Annotated in this window: 19 protein-coding genes; 12 read left to right on the top strand and 7 right to left on the bottom strand. The window is 62.4% G+C overall.

Annotated features, from left to right (window positions below):
- Positions 1 to 33: 33 nt before the first annotated feature.
- Entirely contained in the window at positions 34 to 1,386 is a 1,353-nt protein-coding gene (locus KHO53_RS04240) for a spinster family MFS transporter (RefSeq protein WP_036996626.1), read from the top strand.
- Between the two features lie 114 nt (positions 1,387 to 1,500).
- Here the strand turns inward: KHO53_RS04240 and rapA are convergent, their stop codons facing one another.
- Entirely contained in the window at positions 1,501 to 4,347 is a 2,847-nt protein-coding gene (gene rapA / locus KHO53_RS04235; RefSeq protein ID WP_213570022.1) for an RNA polymerase-associated protein RapA, read from the bottom strand.
- A 119-nt stretch (positions 4,348 to 4,466) separates the two neighbouring features.
- On the opposite strand from rapA, the gene KHO53_RS04230 reads away from it, so the two are divergent.
- The 7 genes from KHO53_RS04230 to KHO53_RS04205 all read left to right on the top strand — a co-directional run bounded on the left by KHO53_RS04230 (position 4,467) and on the right by KHO53_RS04205 (position 9,307).
- The gene (locus tag KHO53_RS04230) at positions 4,467 to 5,153 is read left to right on the top strand and encodes a M949_RS01915 family surface polysaccharide biosynthesis protein (protein WP_036996625.1); all 687 of its coding nucleotides are present in this window, start codon (positions 4,467 to 4,469) and stop codon (positions 5,151 to 5,153) included.
- Positions 5,154 to 5,244: 91 nt separating this feature from the next.
- Positions 5,245 to 5,574 carry a hypothetical protein gene (locus KHO53_RS04225; protein WP_010221100.1) on the top strand — a complete coding sequence of 110 codons (330 nt, stop codon included), beginning with the start codon at positions 5,245 to 5,247 and terminating at the stop codon, positions 5,572 to 5,574.
- A gap of 76 nt (positions 5,575 to 5,650) precedes the next feature.
- Entirely contained in the window at positions 5,651 to 5,812 is a 162-nt protein-coding gene (locus KHO53_RS04220; RefSeq protein ID WP_010221101.1) for a hypothetical protein, read from the top strand.
- A gap of 134 nt (positions 5,813 to 5,946) precedes the next feature.
- Positions 5,947 to 6,063, top strand: coding sequence for a cytochrome c oxidase subunit CcoM (ccoM, locus tag KHO53_RS25770; RefSeq protein ID WP_010221102.1), 117 nt, complete (start codon positions 5,947 to 5,949; stop codon positions 6,061 to 6,063).
- A 181-nt stretch (positions 6,064 to 6,244) separates the two neighbouring features.
- On the top strand, positions 6,245 to 8,233 hold the full coding sequence (locus KHO53_RS04215) for an FUSC family protein (RefSeq protein ID WP_100782850.1): 1,989 nt from the start codon (positions 6,245 to 6,247) through the stop codon (positions 8,231 to 8,233).
- The gene (locus KHO53_RS04210) at positions 8,220 to 8,426 is read left to right on the top strand and encodes a DUF1656 domain-containing protein (protein WP_010221104.1); all 207 of its coding nucleotides are present in this window, start codon (positions 8,220 to 8,222) and stop codon (positions 8,424 to 8,426) included. The genes KHO53_RS04215 and KHO53_RS04210 overlap by 14 nt, the downstream gene beginning before the upstream one ends.
- 11 nt (positions 8,427 to 8,437) lie before the next feature.
- The gene (locus KHO53_RS04205) at positions 8,438 to 9,307 is read left to right on the top strand and encodes an efflux RND transporter periplasmic adaptor subunit (protein ID WP_213570021.1); all 870 of its coding nucleotides are present in this window, start codon (positions 8,438 to 8,440) and stop codon (positions 9,305 to 9,307) included.
- Positions 9,308 to 9,311: 4 nt separating this feature from the next.
- Here the strand turns inward: KHO53_RS04205 and KHO53_RS04200 are convergent, their stop codons facing one another.
- The gene (locus KHO53_RS04200; protein WP_010221106.1) at positions 9,312 to 10,070 is read right to left on the bottom strand and encodes an SDR family NAD(P)-dependent oxidoreductase; all 759 of its coding nucleotides are present in this window, start codon (positions 10,068 to 10,070) and stop codon (positions 9,312 to 9,314) included.
- Positions 10,071 to 10,195: 125 nt separating this feature from the next.
- Here KHO53_RS04200 and KHO53_RS04195 point away from each other — a divergent pair, with 125 nt between their 5' ends.
- Positions 10,196 to 11,113, top strand: coding sequence for a LysR family transcriptional regulator (locus KHO53_RS04195; protein WP_010221107.1), 918 nt, complete (start codon positions 10,196 to 10,198; stop codon positions 11,111 to 11,113).
- Here the strand turns inward: KHO53_RS04195 and KHO53_RS04190 are convergent.
- Positions 11,052 to 12,266: a GAF domain-containing sensor histidine kinase gene (locus KHO53_RS04190; RefSeq protein WP_010221108.1), complete on the bottom strand. Its 1,215-nt coding sequence runs from the start codon at positions 12,264 to 12,266 to the stop codon at positions 11,052 to 11,054. The genes KHO53_RS04195 and KHO53_RS04190 overlap by 62 nt on opposite strands.
- Before the next feature lie 187 nt (positions 12,267 to 12,453).
- On the opposite strand from KHO53_RS04190, the gene KHO53_RS04185 reads away from it, so the two are divergent.
- Complete coding sequence (locus tag KHO53_RS04185) at positions 12,454 to 12,777, top strand: DUF2025 family protein (RefSeq protein WP_010221109.1); 324 nt, start codon at positions 12,454 to 12,456, stop codon at positions 12,775 to 12,777.
- A 97-nt stretch (positions 12,778 to 12,874) separates the two neighbouring features.
- Here KHO53_RS04185 and KHO53_RS04180 read toward each other — a convergent pair whose 3' ends face one another.
- The gene (locus tag KHO53_RS04180) at positions 12,875 to 14,317 is read right to left on the bottom strand and encodes an amidase (RefSeq protein ID WP_213570020.1); all 1,443 of its coding nucleotides are present in this window, start codon (positions 14,315 to 14,317) and stop codon (positions 12,875 to 12,877) included.
- 105 nt (positions 14,318 to 14,422) lie between these two features.
- On the opposite strand from KHO53_RS04180, the gene KHO53_RS04175 reads away from it, so the two are divergent.
- Positions 14,423 to 15,004 (top strand): TetR/AcrR family transcriptional regulator, encoded by a 582-nt coding sequence (locus KHO53_RS04175; protein ID WP_010220522.1) that lies wholly within the window; start codon positions 14,423 to 14,425, stop codon positions 15,002 to 15,004.
- On the opposite strand, the gene KHO53_RS04170 is transcribed toward KHO53_RS04175, so the two are convergent.
- Complete coding sequence (locus tag KHO53_RS04170) at positions 15,001 to 17,583, bottom strand: bifunctional diguanylate cyclase/phosphodiesterase (protein ID WP_213570019.1); 2,583 nt, start codon at positions 17,581 to 17,583, stop codon at positions 15,001 to 15,003. The genes KHO53_RS04175 and KHO53_RS04170 overlap by 4 nt on opposite strands.
- A 57-nt stretch (positions 17,584 to 17,640) precedes the next feature.
- On the bottom strand, positions 17,641 to 18,714 hold the full coding sequence (locus tag KHO53_RS04165) for a diguanylate cyclase (RefSeq protein WP_026001161.1): 1,074 nt from the start codon (positions 18,712 to 18,714) through the stop codon (positions 17,641 to 17,643).
- Between the two features lie 129 nt (positions 18,715 to 18,843).
- Between KHO53_RS04165 and KHO53_RS04160 the strand changes: the two genes are divergently transcribed.
- A complete protein-coding gene (locus KHO53_RS04160) occupies positions 18,844 to 19,944 on the top strand; it encodes an MBL fold metallo-hydrolase (RefSeq protein ID WP_159389058.1) in 1,101 nt (366 codons plus the stop codon).
- On the opposite strand, the gene KHO53_RS04155 is transcribed toward KHO53_RS04160, so the two are convergent.
- Positions 19,941 to 20,834 (bottom strand): formate/nitrite transporter family protein, encoded by an 894-nt coding sequence (locus KHO53_RS04155; protein ID WP_100782854.1) that lies wholly within the window; start codon positions 20,832 to 20,834, stop codon positions 19,941 to 19,943. The two genes, KHO53_RS04160 and KHO53_RS04155, sit on opposite strands and share 4 nt — an antisense overlap.
- Between the last annotated feature and the right edge of the window lie 4 nt (positions 20,835 to 20,838).

Here is a 20,838-nt window from a genome sequence, read left to right as displayed (position 1 = left end):
AAGCCCCGAACAATAATAACGAGGGACTGATCGATGCAGAGCTCCACTCAAGCGGCGAACGCCTGGCGAATCCTGTTTCTGTTGTTTCTGGCCAACCTGTTCAACTTCTTCGACCGCACCATTCCCGCCATCATCATCGAGCCGATCCGCCTGGAATGGCATTTGAGCGATTTTCAGATCGGCTTGATCGGGACGGCGTTCACCCTGGTGTATGCGATTGCCGGATTGCCGCTGGGGCGCTTGGCCGACAACGGCTCACGCAGCAAGTTGATGGGCTGGGGGCTGATGGCCTGGAGCGGGCTGACGGCGGTCAACGGCATGGTCGGCAGTTTCTGGAGTTTTTTGCTGGTACGCATGGGTGTGGGCATTGGTGAAGCCAGTTATGCGCCAGCTGCCAACTCGCTGATTGGCGACCTGTTCCCCGCTGAACGACGGGCGCGGGCCATGGGCATCTTCATGCTCGGGCTGCCGTTGGGGTTGTTGCTGGCGTTCTTTAGCATCGGCGCCATGGTCCAGGCGTTCGACAGCTGGCGGGCGCCGTTCTTCATCGCGGCGGTGCCAGGGCTGTTGCTGGCGCTGTTCATGTTCATGATTCGCGAACCGGCGCGCGGGGCGGCGGAGCCGGTGGCGATTTCCCAGGCGCCGCTGGACCGGCCGTTGCGCCGGGTCCTGAGTGTGCCGACCTTCTGCTGGTTGGTGCTGGCCGGCCTGACCTTCAATTTCGCCACCTACGCGTGCAACTCGTTCATGGTGCCGATGTTGCAGCGTTACTTCCTGTTGTCGCTGCAGCAGGCAGCGGTGGCCACCGGGGTGATCGTCGGCTTGACCGGCTTGGTGGGCTTGACCCTTGGCGGCTGGATTGCCGACAAGCTGCACCAGCGCTTTGCCAATGGGCGCTTATTGTTTGGCGCCTTGAGCATGCTGATTGCAACCCTGGCCACCGCCTGGGCGCTGCATGCCGGGCGGATCGAGATCGGTGTGTTCGTGGCTGTGTTCGGCGTCGGCTGGTTGTTTGCCTACAACTTCTATACCTGCGTCTACACCGCGATTCAGGATGTGGTGCAGCCGCGTCTGCGAGCGACGGCGATGGCGTTGTTCTTTGCCGGGCTTTATCTGCTGGGCGGCGGCCTGGGGCCGGTGGTGGTCGGTGCGCTGTCGGACCATTTTGCCGTGGCGGCGATGCAGGCGGCGGGGCAGGTGCAGATGAGCGAGGCATTCAAGGCTGAAGGCCTGCATGGGGCAATGTACCTGATACCGGTGGCGTTGATGCTGACGCTGGTGTTCCTGCTGCTGGCCTCGCGGTGCTTTAGCCGCGATGCGCAGAGGATGAGGGAAGGGATGCTGGCAGACAGTGAGGGGGGCGCGGGCAAACTTGCGCAGGCCTGAGGGGCCTCATCGCCAGCAAGGCTGGCCCCCACAAGGTTCAATGTTTGCCTGCAATCTGCAGGTTGATAAAGATCCTGTGGGAGCGGGCTTTGCCAGCGATGAAAACGGCGCGGTTTATCCGGCGACCAACACCCGAATTGCTTCCAGGCGCAGCGCCGCTTTCTCCAGCATTGCCAGGCCTTGTTCACGCTGCTTGCGCAGGGCTTCGATTTCGCTGTCGCGTACGGTCGGGTTGACCGCTTGCAGCGCAGTCAGGCGCGCCAGCTCTTCGTCGGTTTCCGCCGCCAGGCGCTGCTGCGCTTGGGCAACACGCTCGGCATGGCGCGGCATGATCTTGGCTTCGCCGCTGTTGATCCGCGGCGCCAGCACGTCGCGCTGGGCCTGGATGAACTTGTTGGCGCTGGCCTTGGGCACGCTTTCGAGCTGGTCGTTGAGGGTTTCGAAGGACACCCGCGAAGCCAGGTCGTTGCCATTGGTGTCGAGCAGGCAGCGCAGGGCGGCCGGTGGCAGGTAACGGCCCAGTTGCAGGGCGCGCGGGGCCACCACTTCACTCACGTACAGCAGTTCCAGCAGCACGGTGCCGGGCTTGAGCGCCTTGTTCTTGATCAGCGCCACCGAGGTGTTGCCCATCGAGCCGGACAGTACCAGGTCCATGCCGCCCTGGACCATCGGATGCTCCCAGGTGATGAACTGCATGTCTTCGCGTGACAGCGCCTGGTTGCGGTCGTAAGTGATGGTCACGCCTTCGTCGTCGCCCAGCGGGAAGCTGGCGTCGAGCATTTTTTCGCTCGGCTTGAGGATCAGGGCGTTTTCCGAGTGGTCTTCGCTGTCGATGCCGAAGGCGTCGAACAGGGTTTCCATGTAGATCGGCAGGGCGAACTGGTCGTCCTGTTCGAGGATCGCCTCGACCAGCTCCTGGCCTTCACCGGCGCCACCGGAGTTGAGTTCGAGCAGACGGTCGCGGCCGCTGTGCAGCTCGGCTTCGAGGCGCTCGCGCTCGGCGCGGGCTTCGTCCACCAGCGCTTGCCATTCGTCATCGTCACCGCTTTCGAGCAGCGGCAGCAGGCGCGGGCCGAACTGATGCTGCAGGGCGTTGCCGGTTGGGCAGGTGTTGAGGAAGGCGTTCAGGGCCTGGTGGTACCACTGGAACAGCCGCTCTTGCGGGCTGTTCTGCAGGTGCGGCACGTGCAGTTCGATAGTGTGCTTCTGGCCGATCCGGTCCAGACGGCCGATACGCTGCTCGAGCAGGTCCGGGTGGGCGGGCAGGTCGAACAGCACCAGGTGATGGGCGAACTGGAAGTTGCGGCCTTCACTGCCGATCTCCGAGCAGATCAGCACCTGGGCGCCGAATTCTTCGTCGGCGAAGTAGGCGGCGGCGCGGTCACGCTCAAGAATGCTCATGCCTTCATGGAACACCGTCGCGGGAATACCGGAACGCACGCGCAGGGCGTCTTCCAGGTCCATGGCGGTTTCGGCGTGGGCGCAGATCACCAGGACCTTGACCCGCTTGAGCATCTTCAGGGTGTCGATCAGCCAGTCGACCCGGGGGTCGAAGCGCCACCAGCGCTCTTCTTCGCTGCCTTCGCCCTGGGACTGGAAGGCCACTTCCGGGTACAGCTCGGCGTGTTCGCCCAGCGGCAGCTCCATGTACTGGTCGGGGTTGGGCAGCGGGTAGGGGTGCAGGTTGCGCTCAGGGAAACCCTGGACGGCGGCGCGAGTGTTGCGAAACAGCACGCGGCCGGTGCCGTGGCGGTCGAGCAGCTCGCGGATCAGGCGGGCGCTGGCCTGGGTGTCGCCATCGTTGACCGCGGCCAGCAGGGCTTCGCCTTCGGCACCGAGGAAACCTTCGATGGTGGCGTGGGCCTGGGGCGACAGGCGGCCTTCGTCGAGCAGTTCCTGTACCGCTTCGGCTACCGGGCGATAGTGTTCGCTTTCGGCGCGGAAGGCGGCCAGGTCGTGGAAACGGTTCGGGTCAAGCAGGCGCAGGCGGGCGAAGTGGCTGTCCTGGCCCAGTTGCTCCGGAGTTGCGGTCAGCAGCAGGACGCCGGGGATGACCTCGGCCAGTTGCTCGACCAGGGCGTACTCGGGGCTGACCTGGTCTTCATGCCAGACCAGGTGGTGCGCCTCGTCGACCACCAGCAGGTCCCAGCCGGCGGCAAACAGCGCGTCCTGCGCCTTCTCCTCTTCTGTCAGCCACTCCAGGGCGACCAGCGCCAGCTGGGCATCCTCGAAGGGGTTGCTGGCGTCGCTTTCGATAAAGCGCTCGGCATCGAACAGCGCAACCTCAAGGTTGAAGCGCCGGCGCATTTCCACCAGCCACTGGTGCTGCAGGTTCTCCGGGACCAGGATCAGCACGCGGCTGGCGCGGCCCGACAGCAGCTGGCGATGGATCACCAGGCCCGCTTCGATGGTCTTGCCCAGGCCCACTTCGTCGGCCAGCAGTACCCGCGGAGCGATACGGTCGGCCACTTCCCGGGCGATGTGCAACTGGTGGGCAATCGGTTGTGCGCGGGTGCCACCCAAGCCCCAGAGCGACGACTGCAGCTGACGGCTGGTGTGCTCCAGGGTGTTGTAGCGCAGCGAGAACCACGGCAGCGGGTCGATCTGCCCGGCAAACAGGCGGTCGCTGGCCAGGCGGAACTGGATGAAGTTCGACAGCTGGGTTTCCGGCAGGGTGCGAGCCTGATTCTGGGCATCGAGGCCGTGATAGACCAACAGGCCATCGACGTCCTCGACCTCGCGCACGGTCAGCTTCCAGCCCTCGAAATGGGTAATCTGATCGCCAGGCGAGAAGCGCACCCGAGTCAGGGGCGCATTGCGCAGGGAGTACTGGCGGGTGTCGCCAGTGGCCGGGTAGAGCACGGTCAACAAGCGGCCGTCCTGTGCCAGAACGGTCCCCAGACCTAGCTCGGCTTCGCTGTCGCTGATCCAGCGTTGCCCCGGTTGATACTGCTGCGCCATACTGCCTGACTCCCGCCATGAAAAAGCCGACTATCTTAACGGATAGCTCTGTGCAGACCAAAGAGTCTAGCAACTTCATCGACGAAAACCGCTGTCGCCATTGAGGGCCCGATACAGCCATGCCGATCTCCAACCCGTGGTTCATCCGAACGCTGGCCGTGGCGGGACTGCTACTGCTGGGGGCCTGTGACAAGAAAGCTTTCGAAATACTGGCGCCGATTCCCCCCGGGCAGCTCGAGGCGCTGGGTGTGCAATCGCCCGTTCAGAGCGTGCATTACCGCGACCGCGAAGGTGAAGGCCTGCTGGTGCTCAGCCGCAACGATGACCAGGTCCGTGACGAAGAAACCGATCAGGACGTTGACCGGGTGCAGCTCAGCGCCACGCTCTACGGTCGCCAGGACGATGACAGCTTCAAGCCGCGTTGGAAAATCGAAAACGACACTACTTGCGCCGGGCTCGACCTGGATGTCGGCTTTTATACCGATGTCAGCGGCGTCAGCGATCTCAACAACGACGGCCTGGCCGAACTGACGGTTGCCAGCCACGCCTTTTGCGGCGGCGGTGTCGATCCCCTTGAACTGCATGTCGAGCTGCGGGAAGGCCAGGCCAGCTATGCTATCAATGGCCAGTCGCTGATCGCCATCGAGGGCGAGGAGCCTTTTGGCGGTGAGCGTGAAGACAGCCCGTCGCTCAAGAGCGCGCCGCAAGTGTTGCGCGATCACCTCAACGAGGTCTGGAACAAGGTGCTCAAGCGCCCGTGGAGCGAAAGCCAACCCACCCCGGCGGACGAGGCGGACGATCAGTAGCCGGCAATTGTGAAGCGGCCCGCACATTTTACCGGCACTGGCTCAAGGCCCATGGCCACCAGCCGACACACTGGCGACAGGAGATCATCCCATGCTGCCGCCCCTCATCCCGCTCAGCGCTGCACCCGTGACCCAGCAACTGGACCCGGTAAAGCCGACGCCAGATATCAAGCCCGTGGTCCCGGCCCAGCCTACTTCCAGCGACAGTACAATCGACCTCAAGCAGCGTGACCCGGAGCAGGCGGCGATCCTCTTGCGTGAGGAGCAGCGCCGTCAGCACCGCAGGCGCCAGTCGAGCCAGGATGAAGAACTGTACCAACCGCTGCCTGGCGATGAAGTCAACGCCGACAACACCGTACCGGTGGCGCCGTTGATAGGCGAGCAGCCACGCCAGGGGCTGCTGGTGGACATCGAAGTCTGAGGATACAAGCGCTACTGGTCAGCGCCGGCCGCAGCCTTCATCATTGCAGCACTGCAGTCAGCTTTCCGAGCCCACCATGAGCCAAGACGACAACCTGATCGACCTCGGTGCCGAACGTGCACGCCGGGTCCACGACCTCAATGAAAAGCGCCTGAACGAAGTTCGCCAGGCGTTCGAGCAGGCCATGCCGCTGGGCAAGGCGAAGAAGAAGCCCAAGGGCAAACCCAAGAAGCGTTGAAAACTTGATGCAGGTCAAGCCTGTACCCGCCTTGCGCGCCCGCTTCCGGGCGCTATTGACCTCGGTCAATTTCCTTCCCCGAGCCATTCGTTACCTTAAGCCCATCGGACAGGTGCAGGCAAATGGAGGCCGACATGTTCTTCGATAATGTGGTTATCGCTGGAGTGATTACAGTCGGTCTGATGCTGATGTTCTTCGTCGGATTCGGAATTTTCATCTGGAAAGATTCGAACAAGCGCAAAGAGCGCTGATCCTTTCCAGTCACGGGCACGCAAGGCATTTAGGGCGACTTCGGTCGCCCCTTTTTTTTGCCTGTGAAAAAACCTTTAATCAAGCACTGGACTATTAATAGTTAGCTAGCTAATAATTGAGCCCTGAACTTCTCGCTTCATCCTGACTATCTTTACAACACCGTCGTTCAAGGTGCGTCCCGTGCCCATCACGTTGCAGGCCCTGCTGGCGCCAAACACATCCGCTGTGCAATTTGCCCTCAAGACGCTGCTTGGCGGTGGCTTGGCCTTGTGGCTGGCGCTGCGCTGGGGGCTTGAGCAGCCGTCCTGGGCATTGATGACGGCATTCATCGTTGCCCAGCCATTGTCGGGCATGGTGGTGCAGAAGGGCCTGGCGCGGCTGCTGGGCACGCTGGTCGGGACCGTCATGTCGGTGTTGTTCATCGGCGCCTTCGCCCAGACCCCATGGTTGTTTTTGCTGGCCCTGGCCTTGTGGCTGGCGCTGTGTACCGCCTGTTCGACCTTGCTGCGCAGTGCCTGGGCCTATTCGTTCGTGCTTGCCGGTTACACGGTGGCGATCATTGCCTTGCCGGCAATCAACCATCCGCTGCTGGTGTTCGACCAGGCGGTGGCGCGTTGTACCGAAATCTGTCTGGGGATTGTCTGCGCGACGGCCACCAGCGCCTTGCTCTGGCCCATGCGTGTCGAGCAACAATTGAGCGGGCAGGCGCGCCAGGCCTGGCAAAGCGGGCTACAGGCCGCCAGTGCCGCCTTGAGTGGCGAAGAACAGGGGCGCAAGGGGCTGCTGGAGATTCTTGGGCGCATCGTCGCCGTTGACTCCCAGCGCGAGCATGCCTGGTTTGAAGGCAGCCTCGGTCGCCAGCGCGCTCGGGCGATTCGCGGGCTGAGCCAGAAGCTGCTGGTGCTGTTGCGTATTTCCCGCTCGGTGCGTCGGCAATGGCGGCAACTCGATGAGCAGCAGGCGCAGCACATGGCCCCTTGGCTTGAGGAGGTCCAGGCGCTGTTGGCCCATCCCGATCAGGCCAGCCTGTTGCTGCTGCGCCAGCGCGTTTGGGATGCAGCCCACGATGAGCGCATCAGCTCGGCCGAACACTACTGCCTGGCGCGCCTGACCTTGCTGCTGGATAACGCCATGGCCGCGACCCAGGCCTTGCGCGGGGTGGAGGAGGGCAAACCGGCCGCCGATGTGCCCGACAGCCTGGCTGCCCATCGCGATGTGTCGCTGGCCCTGCTGTTCGGCTCGCGCAGCGCCTTGGCATTTTTGGCCATGGCCAGCTTCTGGCTGGCCACTGCCTGGCAGGCGGCTCCCGGTGGGTTGGTGCTGACCTGCGTGGTCTGTAGCTTATTCGCCAGCCGCGAGAACGGCGCGCAGATCGGCATGAGCTTTTTGCGCGGGATCCTGCTGGCGATACCGGTGGCGTTTGTGGTTGGGCAAATCTTGCTGCCGGAGCTCAGCAGTTTTGCCATGCTCTGCCTGGCCATGGGCGTGCCGCTGTTCTTTGGCGCCTTGGGCATGGCCAACCCGAAGATCGGTGCCACCGCGACTTCTTATTGCCTGCATTTTATCGTGCTGGTAGCGCCGCTGAATGTCATGAGCTTCGATGTCGCCAACTTCTTCAATAGCGCCCAGGCCATGCTGATGGGCGTCGGCGCCGCGGTGCTGGCGTTCAAGTTGCTGGTGCTGCGCAACCCGGCCTGGCATGGCAAGCGCCTGCGCGCCGCCACTCAGAGCGACCTGGTGCGCCTGACCCGCCGTGAGCTGCGGGGCGCCGACAGCTGGTTCGGCGGGCGCATGGCCGATCGCTTGCTGCAACTGGCCCGGCATTACAGTGCCTTGCCCGAACATGAGCGCGGGCGCTGGGATGATGGCCTGCACGGCCTGGATATCGGTGACGAACTGCTGCACCTGCGCATGTGCCTGGCGGTTGCCCAAGCGCCGGTGGTCACGGCCGAGCGCCAGTACCTGCAGCAACTTGAAGCGGTATTGGCCAGCGGCCCGGCCCCGGGGCGCGGCCAGCGCCTGGACGCGGCTAGCGAGCAGTTCATCGAGGCGCTGCAACATGTTCCAGGCAGTGACCCGCTGCGCCTGGCCATTGGCGCCGTGCTGCAATTGCAGAAGAGCTGGGGCAAGTGGTGCCGTCGGCAGGAGGAAATCCATGGGCTTGCGTGAATGGGCGCTGGGCGGTGTGCTGCTCAGCCCGTTTCTGGTTTATGTGTTGTTGGCCTTGCTGCTGACCGGCGTGGTGCGCCTGCTGTTGCGTTACACGCCGTTGGGGCGTTGGGTCTGGCATGAGGCGTTGTTCGACTGCGCGCTGTTCGTTTGTATTCTGACCTTGGTGACCCACGTGCTGGGGCCGTTATAAGGAGTGTGACCATGCGTGCTGCTGTACGTATCGCAGTAACCCTGTGCCTGGTGGCGGTGGCCATATTTGCCGGCTGGAAGCTCTGGCAGTACTACATGCTCACGCCCTGGACCCGTGATGCGAAGATTCGTGCCGACGTGGTGATCATCGCCCCGGACGTGTCCGGCTGGGTGCGTGAGCTGAAAGTGCATGACAACCAGCAGGTCAAAGCTGGCGAGCGGCTCATGTCGATCGATCGCGACCGCTTCGAAGCCGCCCTGGACAAGGCCAACGCCGTGGCCGAAACCCGCCAGCAGCAACTGCGTCTGCGTGAACACGAAGCGTCGCGCCGTGCCGCCCTGGGGCCCCAGGCGATCAGCGCCGAACTGCGCGAGAACGCCCAGATCAATGCTGCCGTTGCCCGTGGCGAACTGCGCGAGGCGCAAGCCGAGGTCAAGGTCGCGGCCATCAACCTGGCGCGCAGCCAGGTCAAGGCGCCGCGCAGCGGGCACATCACCAACCTGCGCCTGGCCGAAGGCAACTACGTCAATGCCGGGCAATCGGTGATGGCCTTGGTGGATGACTCGACCTTTTACGTACAAGCCTATTTTGAAGAGACCAAGCTGCCGCGCATTCATGTCGGCGACCCGGTCAAGGTCTGGCTGATGAGCGCTGGCGAGCCGATGCAAGGGCATGTCGAAAGCATCAGCCGCGGCATTACCGACCGCAACGCCAACCCTGACAGCCAGTTGCTCGCCGAAGTTGAACCGACGTTCAACTGGGTGCGCCTGGCCCAGCGCATTCCGGTGCGGATCAAGCTCGATCAGGTGCCGGATGGGGTCAACCTGAGCGCCGGCATGACCGCCAGCGTGCAGGTGCGCGAGGACCAAGTGCAGCATTGAGCGCTTACAGGAACATCCCGCCCGACACTTCCAGGCGCTGACCGGTAATCCAGCCGCCGCCATCGCCCAGCAACAGGGCAACTGCGGCGCCGATATCGTCCGGCAGGCCGACTCGCCCCAGGGCGGTGTTGCCGGCGATGAAGTCATTGACCTCATTGTTATCGCGCACCACGCCACCGCCGAAGTCGGTTTCGATCGCGCCCGGCGCAAGTATGTTGACGCGAATGCCGCGGGCGCCGAGTTCCTTGGCCTGATAGCGGGTCAGCACTTCCATGGCGCCTTTCATCGCGGCATAAGCGGCATAGCCGGGCAGGGCAAAGCGGGTCAGGCCGGTGGAGATGTTGACGATCCGGCCCTGGTCGGCAATCAGCGGCAGCAGGCGCTGGGTCAGGAAAAACGGGCCCTTGAGCTGGATATTGAACAGCTGCTCGAACTGCGCTTCGCTGGTTTCACTGAACGGCGCGTTGATACCGATGCCGGCGTTGTTCACCAGAAAGTCCAAGTGCTGGCGGCCGAATACCTTGTGCAGGGTTTCGCTCAACTGCTGGGCAAAAGCCTCGAAACTGGCGCTGTTACCCACGTCCAGTTGCAACATGGCCGCACGCACGCCGCTGGCCTCGAGGGTTTTAACCAATGCCTGGGCCTCATCAGCCTTGCTGTTGTAGGTACCGATGATGTCGATGCCCTGGGCGGCCAGGTGCAGGGCGGTATTCTTGCCCAGGCCGCGGCTGGCGCCGGTGATCAGTGCGAGTTTGCGGGTCATGGTGTGGTCCTCGTGGTCGAGCCGGTGGCTGAAGTTGGGAGGAGTTTATTGGTCGGTTACTGGCTGATAAATCCATGGAAATCGGAAATACTGATCGGGTAGTCCGAACAGTTGAGCGTTCATCCATGAACAAGCTGGAACTGCTGCGCACCTTTGTACGGGTCAGCGAATTGTCGAGTTTCACCCACGCCGCCGAGAGCCTGGGGCTACCGCGTTCGTCTGTTTCCGAACAGGTTCAGGCCCTGGAAGCGCTGCTCGGCGCGCGCCTGTTCAATCGCACCACGCGGCGGGTGCAGGCCACCCAGGATGGCCTGCAACTGTACGAGCGTAGCAAAGACCTGTTGGCGCGAATGGATGAGCTCGAAGGGCTGTTTCGCACCGATGCGGCAACGCTCAGTGGCCGTTTGCGCATCGATTTTCCGACCTTGGTGGCGCGGCGCATCATTCTGCCGAACTTGCCGCAGTTCATGGACCGCCACCCTGGCCTGACGCTGGAGATCAGCTGCACCGATCGTCAGGTCGACCTGCTACGTGAAGGTTTTGATTGTGTGCTACGCATCGGCACGCTGAGTGACCTGAACCTGGTCGCCCGGCCCCTGGGCAGCCTGCGCATGCTCAATTGCGCCAGCCCCGCGTACCTGGCTCGTTTTGGTACACCGACCAGCCTTGCGGATTTATCCAACCATCGGTTGATTCACTATGTGCAGCATCTGGGGGCGCGCAGCCCGGGCTTTGAGTATGAACAGGACGGCGCGACGCTGTACCAGGCCATGCCCGGGGGCATTACGGTCAACAGCACCGAAGCCTATGAAAGTGTCTGCCTGGCCGGGCTTGGCCTGATTCAGGCGCCGGCTGCCGGGCTGCGCGAATTCCTGGATCGCGGCGAACTGGTGCCGGTACTGCAGGCATTCAATGCGCCACCGATGCCGGTGTCATTGCTCTACGCCGGGCAATTGCACCTGCCACAACGGGTGCGGGTTTTTATGGAGTGGCTGGCGCAACTGCTTCAGGCTCAACTCGATCCAGTGGCAGGCGGAAGGTAAACAGCGTTCCGGCTTCGGCGCTCGACACCACTTCCATGCACCCGCCGTGGGCCAGGGCAATCTGGTTGGCAATGTACAGGCCCAGGCCAAGACCGGGTTGCGGTGCATCGTCACGTGGTCGTGAAAAGGGCTGGAACAGTTGCGCCATCACCTGCGGGGCAATCGGTTCGCCCTGATTGTGCACACCGAGGACGAACACCCGATCGCGGATGTCCGCCATGACATTCACGGGGCTGTCGGCAGCGCCATGGGTCAGGGCATTGGCAATCAGGTTGGACAGCAACTGGGTGACCCGCTCGCGGTCGCAGTGCATGTTGCCGAGGTTGCCGATGTTCAGGTGTATCAAGCGCTCCGGGTGCACCCGTTGCAGCTCCGAAGCCACGTGGCTGAGGGCTTCGGCCAGGTCCGGGCAGGGCTGGACGTTGATCATGATGCCGTTGCCCAAGCGCCCGCGGGCAAAATCCAGGACATCGCGCACCAACTGGTTGGCGCGTCGTCCGCAGGTCAGGATGTGCTGGGCGATGGCGCGGCTTTTTTCATCCTGCAGGCGCTGGCTGAGCAGTTCGGCGCCTGCGGTAATGGCGAACAGTGGATTGCGCAGGTCGTGGCCGAGCACGGCGATGAACTGTTCACGCAGTTCGGCGATGGCGCGCTCTTCTTCCAGGGCCTGTTCGGTTTGCTGGACGTTCTCTTCGCTTTCGATCTGGATCGACAACAGGCGGGCGAAGGACTCCATCATTGGCTGGATGGCACTGCCCTTGAGCTCGGCGGGCAGAGGGTCAAGGGCGCAGATGGTGCCGAAGAAGCTGCCGTCGGTGCGAAACACCGGCACGGAAATGTAGCTCTCGAACTTGTAGATGCGCGGGGTGTGGTGGTTGCAGTACTGCTCGTCTTCGCTGGCCTTGTCGATCACGATGGTCTGGTGGCTGGCGCGGATCTCGTGGCACAGGGTGGTGATCAGCTCCAGTTCGCCGCCGACTTTCAGGCCAAAGCCCAGTGAGTCGAGCACGGCGCAAGCCGTCCAGCTGCTGTCGGTAACCCGGGCGACCGCCGCGAAGCGCATGCCGGTGGTCTCGCAGATAACCTGCAGGATGGCAGGTACTGCATTGATACGGCTGATCGTGGCGATATCTGAAGTGACGGCGGTGCTCATGAATCATCCACGTTCGCTGACTACTGGAGGGCGTTGAGTAGGTTAAGTCTAGCGAGCAACAGCTGCTTCGGTGAAAAAATCCTTTACCGGATGCGATGAATTTCCATTAACCTTGACCTCGAGTTGCCCGCCAGAGCGCAACCCCTTTCGCCCAGCGTGCCAATCCCCTTTTCAAGTGAGGTTTGACATGCACATCACATCCCAGGACATCTGCGCCGCCGCCGACCAGCTCAAGGGCTTTGTCGGTTTTCACCGCAAGCTTGGCAAGCATATCGTGCGTTTCAGCGAAGACTCGTTCGGCATGGACGTGGCTGACGACAGCATCACCCCCAGCAGCGAGTTTGTCTGGCAGGCCGGTGACGGCGAGATCATGACCTTGAGCCGTGCCTTGATCGAGGTTCTGCTGGCGCAGAATGTCGATGAGCGGCTCAATGTTACCGAGCCGCTGCGAATTTACCTGCGCCGCAAGGATTTGCCGGAGATTGCCGCACAGCGGCGGTTGCGGGCCTGAGGCGAGACCGCACTGGGCGCATCGCTGGCAAGCCCGCTCCCACAGGGGGTGGTGCACGCCGATCTACACTGGGAGTCGGCCTTGCCGGCGATGCTTTTCAAGCTGACGCTGCCCAGACTGGCGGGATCCGCCCGCTCCAGGGCAGCGTCTGTTCCAACTGCCCGGCCAGGCTCAGCAGCAGACGCTCACCCGCTGCACCCGCGGTAAACTGCATACCGAGCGGTAAGCCGCTAGCCGCATCCTGGTACAACGGCACCGACATCGATGGCGTACCGCAAATGTTCGCCAGGGCAGTGAAGGGGGAGTGATTGAATACCCGGTGCATCCAGCCCAGCCCATCGACCTGTTCTTGACCTGCGTTGTAGTCGCCGATGACCGGCGGCAGCTCGCTCAGGGTCGGGCTCAGCAACAGGTCAAAGCGTTGGAAGAACCCGCCCAGTTTCCGACTGACCAGGTTGCGCTGATCCATCGCCGCGAGCAGCTCGGTAGCCGACAGTGCTTTGCCATAACGGTGCAGCGCCAGGGTTGCCGGTTCCAGCCATTGAGCGTTGAGCGGGCGGCAAGTCTCGGCACTCAGGGCATCAAGCCAGGCTGCGGTGTTGCTGCCCCAGAAGCGCGCGTTCATCTCGACGAAAGCCTCCCACGACAGACCGATATCCAGGTCTACCTGCTGGCAGTGGTGACCAAGACTCTCCAGGGTTCGGACCAATCCCTGAAGCGCCTCGACCATCAGCGGATTGCTGCGCCGGCCATTGAGCGGATGCCACTGCACGGCAATTTTCAAGGTGCCAGGTGCTTGCTTCAGCGCGCTCAGGTAACTGCTTTGTGCAGGGGCCAGCGGGTACGGATCGCCCGCTTGCGCCCCGGCCATGCAATCGAGCAGCAGGGCGCTGTCGCGCACCGTACGGCTGAGCACACCCTGAACCGCTAGGCCGTTCCAGGCTTCGTCCATGAATGGCCCCATGGAAATCAGCCCGCGTCCGGGCTTGAGCCCGAACAAGCCACAGGCCGCCGCTGGTACCCGGATCGAGCCGCCGCCATCGGTGGCATGGGCAACCGGTACCATGGCGCTGGCCACCGCGGCCGCCGAGCCACCGCTGGAGCCACCGGCGCTGCGGTTCAGGTCCCAAGGGTTGCGGGTCGGGCCGCACAGGCGCGATTCGGTGGTGGTGCTGATGGCCAGTTCCGGCGTGGTGGTACGCCCCAGGGTGAGCAGTCCGGCGCGGCGAAAACGCTGCATCAGGAACGAGTCGGCCGTGCTGGCGGTGCCTTGCGCTAGGCGACTGCCGAACTCGTGGGCGCGGCCCTGCATGCTGATTGCCAGGTCCTTGATCAGAAATGGCACGCCGTACAACGGTCCTTCGGCGCAGGCGGGCAGCGGTTCGTCGTGCCAGTGTTCGGCCAGGGCATTGACCTTTGGCTCCACGCTGGCGATAGCCTGCTGCGCCACTGCCAGCACTTCATCGGCACTGACTTGTCCTTGAGCAATAAGCTCGGCCAGGCCGATGGCATCGAATTGCACATATTCACTCACCTTCATGGCGCACTCCCGTGACAATTGACGATAAAATACCGATGGGTATCGAAAGATACTCATGAGTATAGAGTGATACTTGTTAGTATCGTAGTCAACTGGAGTGAGCCCATGCGTTCGCAACGAATCGCCCGTCTGCCCCCGCGCGAGCGGGTCCTGGATGCTGCCCACGAGCTGTTTTTCAACGAGGGCATCACTCGCGTCACTGTCGATGCCATTGCCGCGAAGGCCGAAACCACCAAGATGACCGTGTACCGGCACTTCGAGTCCAAGGATGTGTTGGTACTGGAGTGGTTGCGTCTGATGATGGCCGAGTACGACGAAGTCTGGGGGCGTTTGGCCGAGCAGTTCAGCGCTCAGCCCGCGCGACAGATCCTCGGTTTTGCCGAGTTTCTGGTACAGGAGCCGGTGCTTTCTTCGCACCGTGGTTGCGCCTATACCAATACACTGGCAGAGCTACCGGTGTGCGATAGCCCGGCGCGCGAGCTGATCGAGGCGCACAAGCGTCGTCAGGCGGCCCGTCTGGTGCGCTTATGTGAAGCGTCGGGGATCGCCGAGCCTGAGCAGGCAGCGTTCGAACTGACGCTGCTGCTCGAAGGCGTGCAGATCGTTGCGCAGAACAAAGGTTTTGACGAGGTCGGCCCGAACCTGCTCAAGCTGGTACGCGCCCGGCTTGGTTTACCTGCGGCCTAGGAGACGTCGGCGCGGCTGTTCTCACCGGCTTGCAGCAGTGCTTCGAAGGCCAGCTTGTCGATCGGCTTGCTCAGGTAATAGCCCTGCACCTCATGGCATTGCTCCTTGCCCAGGGCCTTGAGTTGCTGCTCGGTTTCCACCCCTTCGGCGGTGACGGTCAGGCCCATGGCCTTGCCCAGGTTGATGATCGCCTGAACCACGGCGCGGTCGTTGCCGTCGCTGCTGAGCCCAGCGATGAAGCGCTTGTCGATCTTGATGCTGTCGAATGGGTAGGTGCGCAGGTAGCCCAGTGACGAGTAACCGGTGCCGAAATCATCCATGTTCAGGCGCACGCCCAGCTCCTTGAGCGCATTCATGGTGCTCAACGCGCCTTCGATATCGTTGAGCATGACGTTTTCGGTGATCTCCAGCTCCAGGCGCTGGGCCGGGAATCCGGTCGCGACCAGGATCTCATGAACATCCTTGACCACGTCGCTGCGCGAAAACTGTGCGGGCGACAGGTTGACCGACACCAGCAGGCCCTCCGGCCAGTGGCGGGCGGTCTCGCAGGCTTCGCGCAATACCCAGCGGCCCAGGGGCACGATCAGGTCGGTCTGTTCGGCCAGGGGAATAAAGGTGTCCGGGCCCAGCAGGCCTTCGACCGGATGCTGCCAGCGCACCAGCGCCTCGACCGACACGATCTCAAGGGTTTCCAGGCGGTAGCGTGGCTGGTAGTGAAGGATAAACTCACCGTTCTTCAGTGCCTTGCGCAAGTCGTTTTCCAGTTGGCGGCGGTACTGGATCTGCTTGTTCATTTCTGGCGAGAAGTAGCGCCAGGTGTTCTTGCCTTCTGCCTTGGCCTGATACAGGGCGATATCGGCGCAGCGGATCAGCTCGCCGGCATCGAAGCCCTGCAGGCGCGTCTGCGCCACGCCCAGGCTGGCGCCGATGTGCAGGGCCTGTTCTTCGTAGTGGATCGGCTGGTGCAGGCTGTCGATCAAGCGTGCACAGAAGCGATCGATCTCGTTGCGGCTGTCCATGCCGTTCATTACCAGCACGAATTCATCACCACCCAGGCGCGCCACCAGGTCGCCGTCGCGGGTCGATTCGCGCAGGCGGGCAGCGACTTCCAGCAGCACGGCGTCGCCGGCGGGATGGCCAAGGGAGTCGTTGATCGGCTTGAAGCTGTCCAAGTCAAGCAACAACAGGGTCAGCGGTGTAGCGTCCGGGCCCTTGAGCAAGGCCTGGTCGAGAAAACGCGAGAGCTTGTTGCGATTGGCCAGGCCCGTCAGCGCATCATGCATCGACAGGTGCTGGATGCGCGCGTGGGCAGCGACTTCATCGGTAATGTCGCTGGCGGTGCCTCGATAGCCGGCCAGTTTGCCGTCAAACACAATCGAGCGGGCTGAAACCCGGCAAAACCGTACCTGGCCACTCTGGTCGCGATAGGCGCAGCGCAGGTTGGCAACTTGCTGCGAGTCGGTATCGGCCTGGTTGTCGAGCCACTGTATCAGCGGCGTGGTCTCGCAACTGAGCAGTTGGTTGAGCGGTTGGCCGAGCCAGTCCTCGCTCTGAAAGCCCGTCACGGTGACGAAGCGCTGGGACAGGTAGCTCAGGCGATGATGACGGTCGGTTTCCCAGATCCAGTCCGATGCGGCCTCGGCCACTGCGCGAAAGCGCTGCTCGCTGGCTTCCAGCGCCTGGTTAGTAGCCTGCAGGTTGCGCAGGTTGGCGTCGATTTCCTGTGATGTGCGCAAGGCGTAGCGGAAGAAGTAGACCATCAGCAAACCCAGTACCAGCATGGCGCCGAGCAACGGCGGCAGCACGGCCCAGAGCAATTGTTCGCCGGGGCGCGGGGTGATCCAGTCAAGCCGGTAGCCGGTATCGCCAAGCTTCAGGCTGGGTTGATCCGCCAGCGGCGCGTCGGCTTTTTCGATGTGCATGCCGCTCAGGCCGACGCCGCTGCCCAGGCGGGTGAGTTTTTCCGGCGTCAGTTGATCAACGAAGAGCATCACCGAGGTGGTTTGCGGGTCGATGCCCAGCACTTCGTCATCGGGCCGAATGGCCGCAGCCACCAGTACTGCGGGCCAGCCGTTGAACAGCACGTGTTCGGTAATCTGCTGGCGTTCGGCAGCGACGCTGCGCGCCTTGGCGATGATCGGGCCTAGTGGGCTTTCTATATAGGTATCGGCCGGGGCCTTGCTTAGCTGGCCCTTGAACAGGGCGTACTTGGTCGTCTGGTCATCGATGACGAACACCCCCTCGTAGCCGCTGGCGGTGTACAGCGAGTCGCCAACGTTTTTCTCTTCATACGCCCAGTGCAGGTCGGCGCTGCCATTGAGGTGATCATAAGCGGCGTTCCATACCGCGTAACTGGAAAGAAACTGCCGGGATGACTCCAGCCGCTGCTCCAGGGCCTTATGGGCGTAGAAGCTGCTTTTTTCCCGCTCGTTGGTGTTGAGCGTGGCAGCGATATTGAACAGTGCCCCCAAGGCAATCAGACAGGCAAGTGCGAACAACGCCGCGATGGCGGCAATGAGTTTGCGTGTTTGCAAGCTGGGGCGTTGGCTGGCTGGCAGAGCATCGGCAATCCTGTCCATACTCGGGCTGGTCCTTGTTGAGCTGCATCCCTGCGGCCTGGCCGCGCGGACGAACGTTCACTCAGGATAGGCCAGCTTCAGCGCAGTGAGGTCCGAATCGGCGAAATTGACCTGATTACGGCCACCTTTCTTGGCGCAATACAGGGCTTTGTCCGCTTCATTGAGCCAGGCTTCCGGGTCGGGCAGGGCGTCGCTGCAACTGGCCAGGCCGATACTCAGGCTGATGTGCAGCTCCGGTAGCTGTGGGTTGCGGTAGCTGCCGACCCGTTCGCGCAGGCGTTCCATGGCCTGCCTGGCGTCTTCCAGGCGGGTATCCGGAAGAATGACGCAAAATTCGTCGCCCCCGTAGCGTCCGGCCAGGTCATCATCGCGCAGGGTGCGCTTGAGCTCATTGCTCAACTGGTGCAGGACGCAATCGCCGACGACATGGCCGTAGGTATCGTTGATGGTTTTGAAGTGGTCGATGTCGATGATTGCGATCACCGCTTCGCGGCCTTGCTGCTGGCAGATCTGGAACTTGAGCTGCAGCAGGTCTTTCCATGAGCCATGATTGAGCAGGCCGGTCAGGCTGTCGGTGCGGCTCAGGGCGCTTAGCCTGCGCTTGTGTTCAGACAGCTTCATCGCCAGGCGATAACAGACCCAGCCGACCGCCATGGGGTAGAGCGTCAGCATCGGCAGGCACGCATAGACTTGCAGGGTGGTTGCGTGCAGTTGTAGCCCGGGGCCGAACAGGGCGATCGACAACAGCATGCCCAGGCCCTGGATCAGCAGGCCCCTGAAGAACAGACGCTGGCCGCCTGCAGCGAAGTTGTTCATGGCCATCATCGCCAGGATAGTCACGCTGGGCAGCGGGTTGAACTGCAGGGTGGCGGTCCAGAACCCGCCCATCAGCGAGTCCAGTTGCAGGTTGCGGTACTCGGCGTGGTACGGGACGTTGGCGCGCAGGGCGATTTGATAGGCCAGGTGCGGCCAGACCAGGCCGTTGAACAGCAGCAGGGTCCAGGCCCATGAGGGCACAGGCAGGCTTGAAATCCCGGCCATTACGCTGAGCATGCCGATCCCCAGGCCGATGATGCGCGGCAGGTAAATCCGCTTTACAAATGAAAGTCCCTTGCCGCTTTTCTTTTCCATCATGGATGCTGGTCTATTCCGGGGCGCCGTTTATCGCATAAATGCTGTCAATATTGTTGAACAATCGCAGGCTATTGAAAAATGGCCTTACAAGCCATTTCACGGTTGATGCAATCACTGTGGGGTACCATGAAACTGATCTTCATCCTTGGAGTGTTTCTGCTCATGGCCCCGCTGACTCCCCAGGCCGGTGAACCGGCGCAACGCCAGGATGGGCGCTATCGCAACCAGGTGCAGTTGCCCCAGGACGGGGTGATGAAAAAACTGCGCATCGGCCTTAAATACCTGCTCCTGAGAAAGCCCGCCGATACCCGGCCCAGTGTCAGCATTGCCGTGCAGCCCCTGAGCCGCCAGCAGCTGCTTGAAGCACCGGATCATAGCGTCTGGCGCTTGGGGCATTCCACGGTACTGTTGAAACTGAGCGAGCGCTTCTTCATCACCGACCCGGTGTTCGCCGAGCGCGCCTCGCCAGTGCAATGGGCCGGCCCCCGGCGTTTTCACCCGCCACCACTGAAGCTCGACCAATTACCGCCGTTAACCGCGGTGATTCTCTCCCACGACCACTTCGATCACCTCGACGAGCAGGCCATACGTCAACTGGCCAACAGTGCCGAATACTTCATTGCGCCTCTGGGGGTGGGCGATATTCTGATTGGCTGGGGTGTGCCGGCGAGCAAGGTCCGGCAATTGGATTGGTGGCAGGAAACCAGCGTCGAAGGCGTAAGGTTTGTCGCAACCCCGGCGCAGCATTTTTCCGGGCGCGGCCTGTTCGACAGCAACAGTACCCTGTGGGCATCCTGGGTGATGATCGATGACCAGCTGAAGGTGTTTTTCAGTGGCGATACCGGCTATTTCGACGGCTTCAAGGAGATCGGCAAGCAGTACGGCCCCTTCGACCTGACCCTGATCGAAACCGGCGCCTACAACGTCAACTGGCCCGATGTACACATGCAGCCCGAGCAAAGCCTGCAGGCGCACCTTGACCTGCGCGGGCGCTGGTTGCTGCCGATCCATAACGGTACGTTTGACCTGTCCACCCACAGTTGGCGTGAACCGTTCGACCGCATCCTGGCGTTGGCCAATGCCGCACAGGTATCGCTGAGCACGCCGCAGATCGGCGAGCGGGTCAGCCTCGATCAACCGCACAGTGGTCCGGCCTGGTGGCAGTCCAAGCCACAACGGGAGCTGCGTCAGGGCGGCGAACGGGTGCTGGCGGCGCGAGAGCCCTAGGGTTTCTTGCCTGCCGACTGGTCTTTTTGCCGGTCACGCCGGGGTAGGGCAGTGGGCGGCTTGCTGCTGTCGCTACGCACCTGGGCGTGGCTGATCAGGGCGAAAATGAAGCTGCCGCCAATGATGTTGCCGATCAGGGTCGGCACGGCGAAATCCAGCCAGAATGCCGTCCAGCTGACTTCGCCGGCCCAGACCAGGTAGGACACTTCCACCGAGCCGACGACGATATGGGTGAAATCACCCAGGGCCATCAGGTAGGTGATCATCAGGATGATCCACGCCTTGGCGCTTTCCATCGACGGGATCATCCAGACCATGGTGGCGATCATCCAGCCCGAGATGATGCCTTTGGCAAACATCTGGTTCAGGTCGTTATCCATCACCTTGTGGCCGACGTCGAGGAAGGCGACGTCGGTCTTGCTGTCGAAGATCGGCAGGTTGAGCATCACATAGGACACCAGGATGGTGCCGGCCAGATTGCCGAGCAGTACCACCGACCATAAACGTAGCAAGCGACCGAAGTTGCGCAGGCTCGGTTCGGTCATCACCGGCAGTACCGCGGTCAGGGTGTTTTCGGTAAACAGTTGCTGGCGGGCCAGGATCACGGCAAGAAATCCGGCCGAGTAACCCAGGCTGGCGATCACCTGGCTGCTGTCGTCTTCGGGCAGGCGCGAATAGAACAGCCCCATGGCCATCAGCGACAGGCCCATGCTCAGCCCGGCGGCAAGCGCCGACCAGAACAGCGCGGCGATGGTGCGCTCCAGCTCCTGGTCACCCTGGAAACGAATGATCTCGTGCAATACCGCCGCGCGGGGTGGCTGGTTATGGCTGACTTCCTGCTCTTCGTCTGCAGACAGGCCGGGGGTTTTGCCGCTTTGCGCTTCACTCATGGCG

The sequence above is a fragment of the Pseudomonas sp. RC2C2 genome (assembly GCF_018390435.1).
Classification (GTDB): Bacteria; Pseudomonadota; Gammaproteobacteria; order Pseudomonadales; family Pseudomonadaceae; genus Aquipseudomonas; species Aquipseudomonas donghuensis.
This window is presented reverse-complemented; position numbering and strand designations above follow the sequence as displayed.

Coding starts and splice junctions, on each gene's coding strand:
- KHO53_RS04175 (WP_010220522.1), top strand. CDS start 14,423: ATGCGTTCGCAACGAATCGCCCGTCTGCCCCCGCGCGAGCGGGTCCTG.
- KHO53_RS04200 (WP_010221106.1), bottom strand. CDS start 10,070: ATGACCCGCAAACTCGCACTGATCACCGGCGCCAGCCGCGGCCTGGGC.
- ccoM (WP_010221102.1), top strand. CDS start 5,947: ATGTTCTTCGATAATGTGGTTATCGCTGGAGTGATTACAGTCGGTCTG.
- KHO53_RS04180 (WP_213570020.1), bottom strand. CDS start 14,317: ATGAAGGTGAGTGAATATGTGCAATTCGATGCCATCGGCCTGGCCGAG.
- KHO53_RS04220 (WP_010221101.1), top strand. CDS start 5,651: ATGAGCCAAGACGACAACCTGATCGACCTCGGTGCCGAACGTGCACGC.
- KHO53_RS04230 (WP_036996625.1), top strand. CDS start 4,467: ATGCCGATCTCCAACCCGTGGTTCATCCGAACGCTGGCCGTGGCGGGA.
- KHO53_RS04160 (WP_159389058.1), top strand. CDS start 18,844: ATGAAACTGATCTTCATCCTTGGAGTGTTTCTGCTCATGGCCCCGCTG.
- KHO53_RS04170 (WP_213570019.1), bottom strand. CDS start 17,583: ATGGACAGGATTGCCGATGCTCTGCCAGCCAGCCAACGCCCCAGCTTG.
- KHO53_RS04195 (WP_010221107.1), top strand. CDS start 10,196: ATGAACAAGCTGGAACTGCTGCGCACCTTTGTACGGGTCAGCGAATTG.
- KHO53_RS04205 (WP_213570021.1), top strand. CDS start 8,438: ATGCGTGCTGCTGTACGTATCGCAGTAACCCTGTGCCTGGTGGCGGTG.
- KHO53_RS04210 (WP_010221104.1), top strand. CDS start 8,220: ATGGGCTTGCGTGAATGGGCGCTGGGCGGTGTGCTGCTCAGCCCGTTT.
- KHO53_RS04155 (WP_100782854.1), bottom strand. CDS start 20,834: ATGAGTGAAGCGCAAAGCGGCAAAACCCCCGGCCTGTCTGCAGACGAA.
- rapA (WP_213570022.1), bottom strand. CDS start 4,347: ATGGCGCAGCAGTATCAACCGGGGCAACGCTGGATCAGCGACAGCGAA.
- KHO53_RS04225 (WP_010221100.1), top strand. CDS start 5,245: ATGCTGCCGCCCCTCATCCCGCTCAGCGCTGCACCCGTGACCCAGCAA.
- KHO53_RS04185 (WP_010221109.1), top strand. CDS start 12,454: ATGCACATCACATCCCAGGACATCTGCGCCGCCGCCGACCAGCTCAAG.
- KHO53_RS04190 (WP_010221108.1), bottom strand. CDS start 12,266: ATGAGCACCGCCGTCACTTCAGATATCGCCACGATCAGCCGTATCAAT.
- KHO53_RS04165 (WP_026001161.1), bottom strand. CDS start 18,714: ATGGAAAAGAAAAGCGGCAAGGGACTTTCATTTGTAAAGCGGATTTAC.
- KHO53_RS04240 (WP_036996626.1), top strand. CDS start 34: ATGCAGAGCTCCACTCAAGCGGCGAACGCCTGGCGAATCCTGTTTCTG.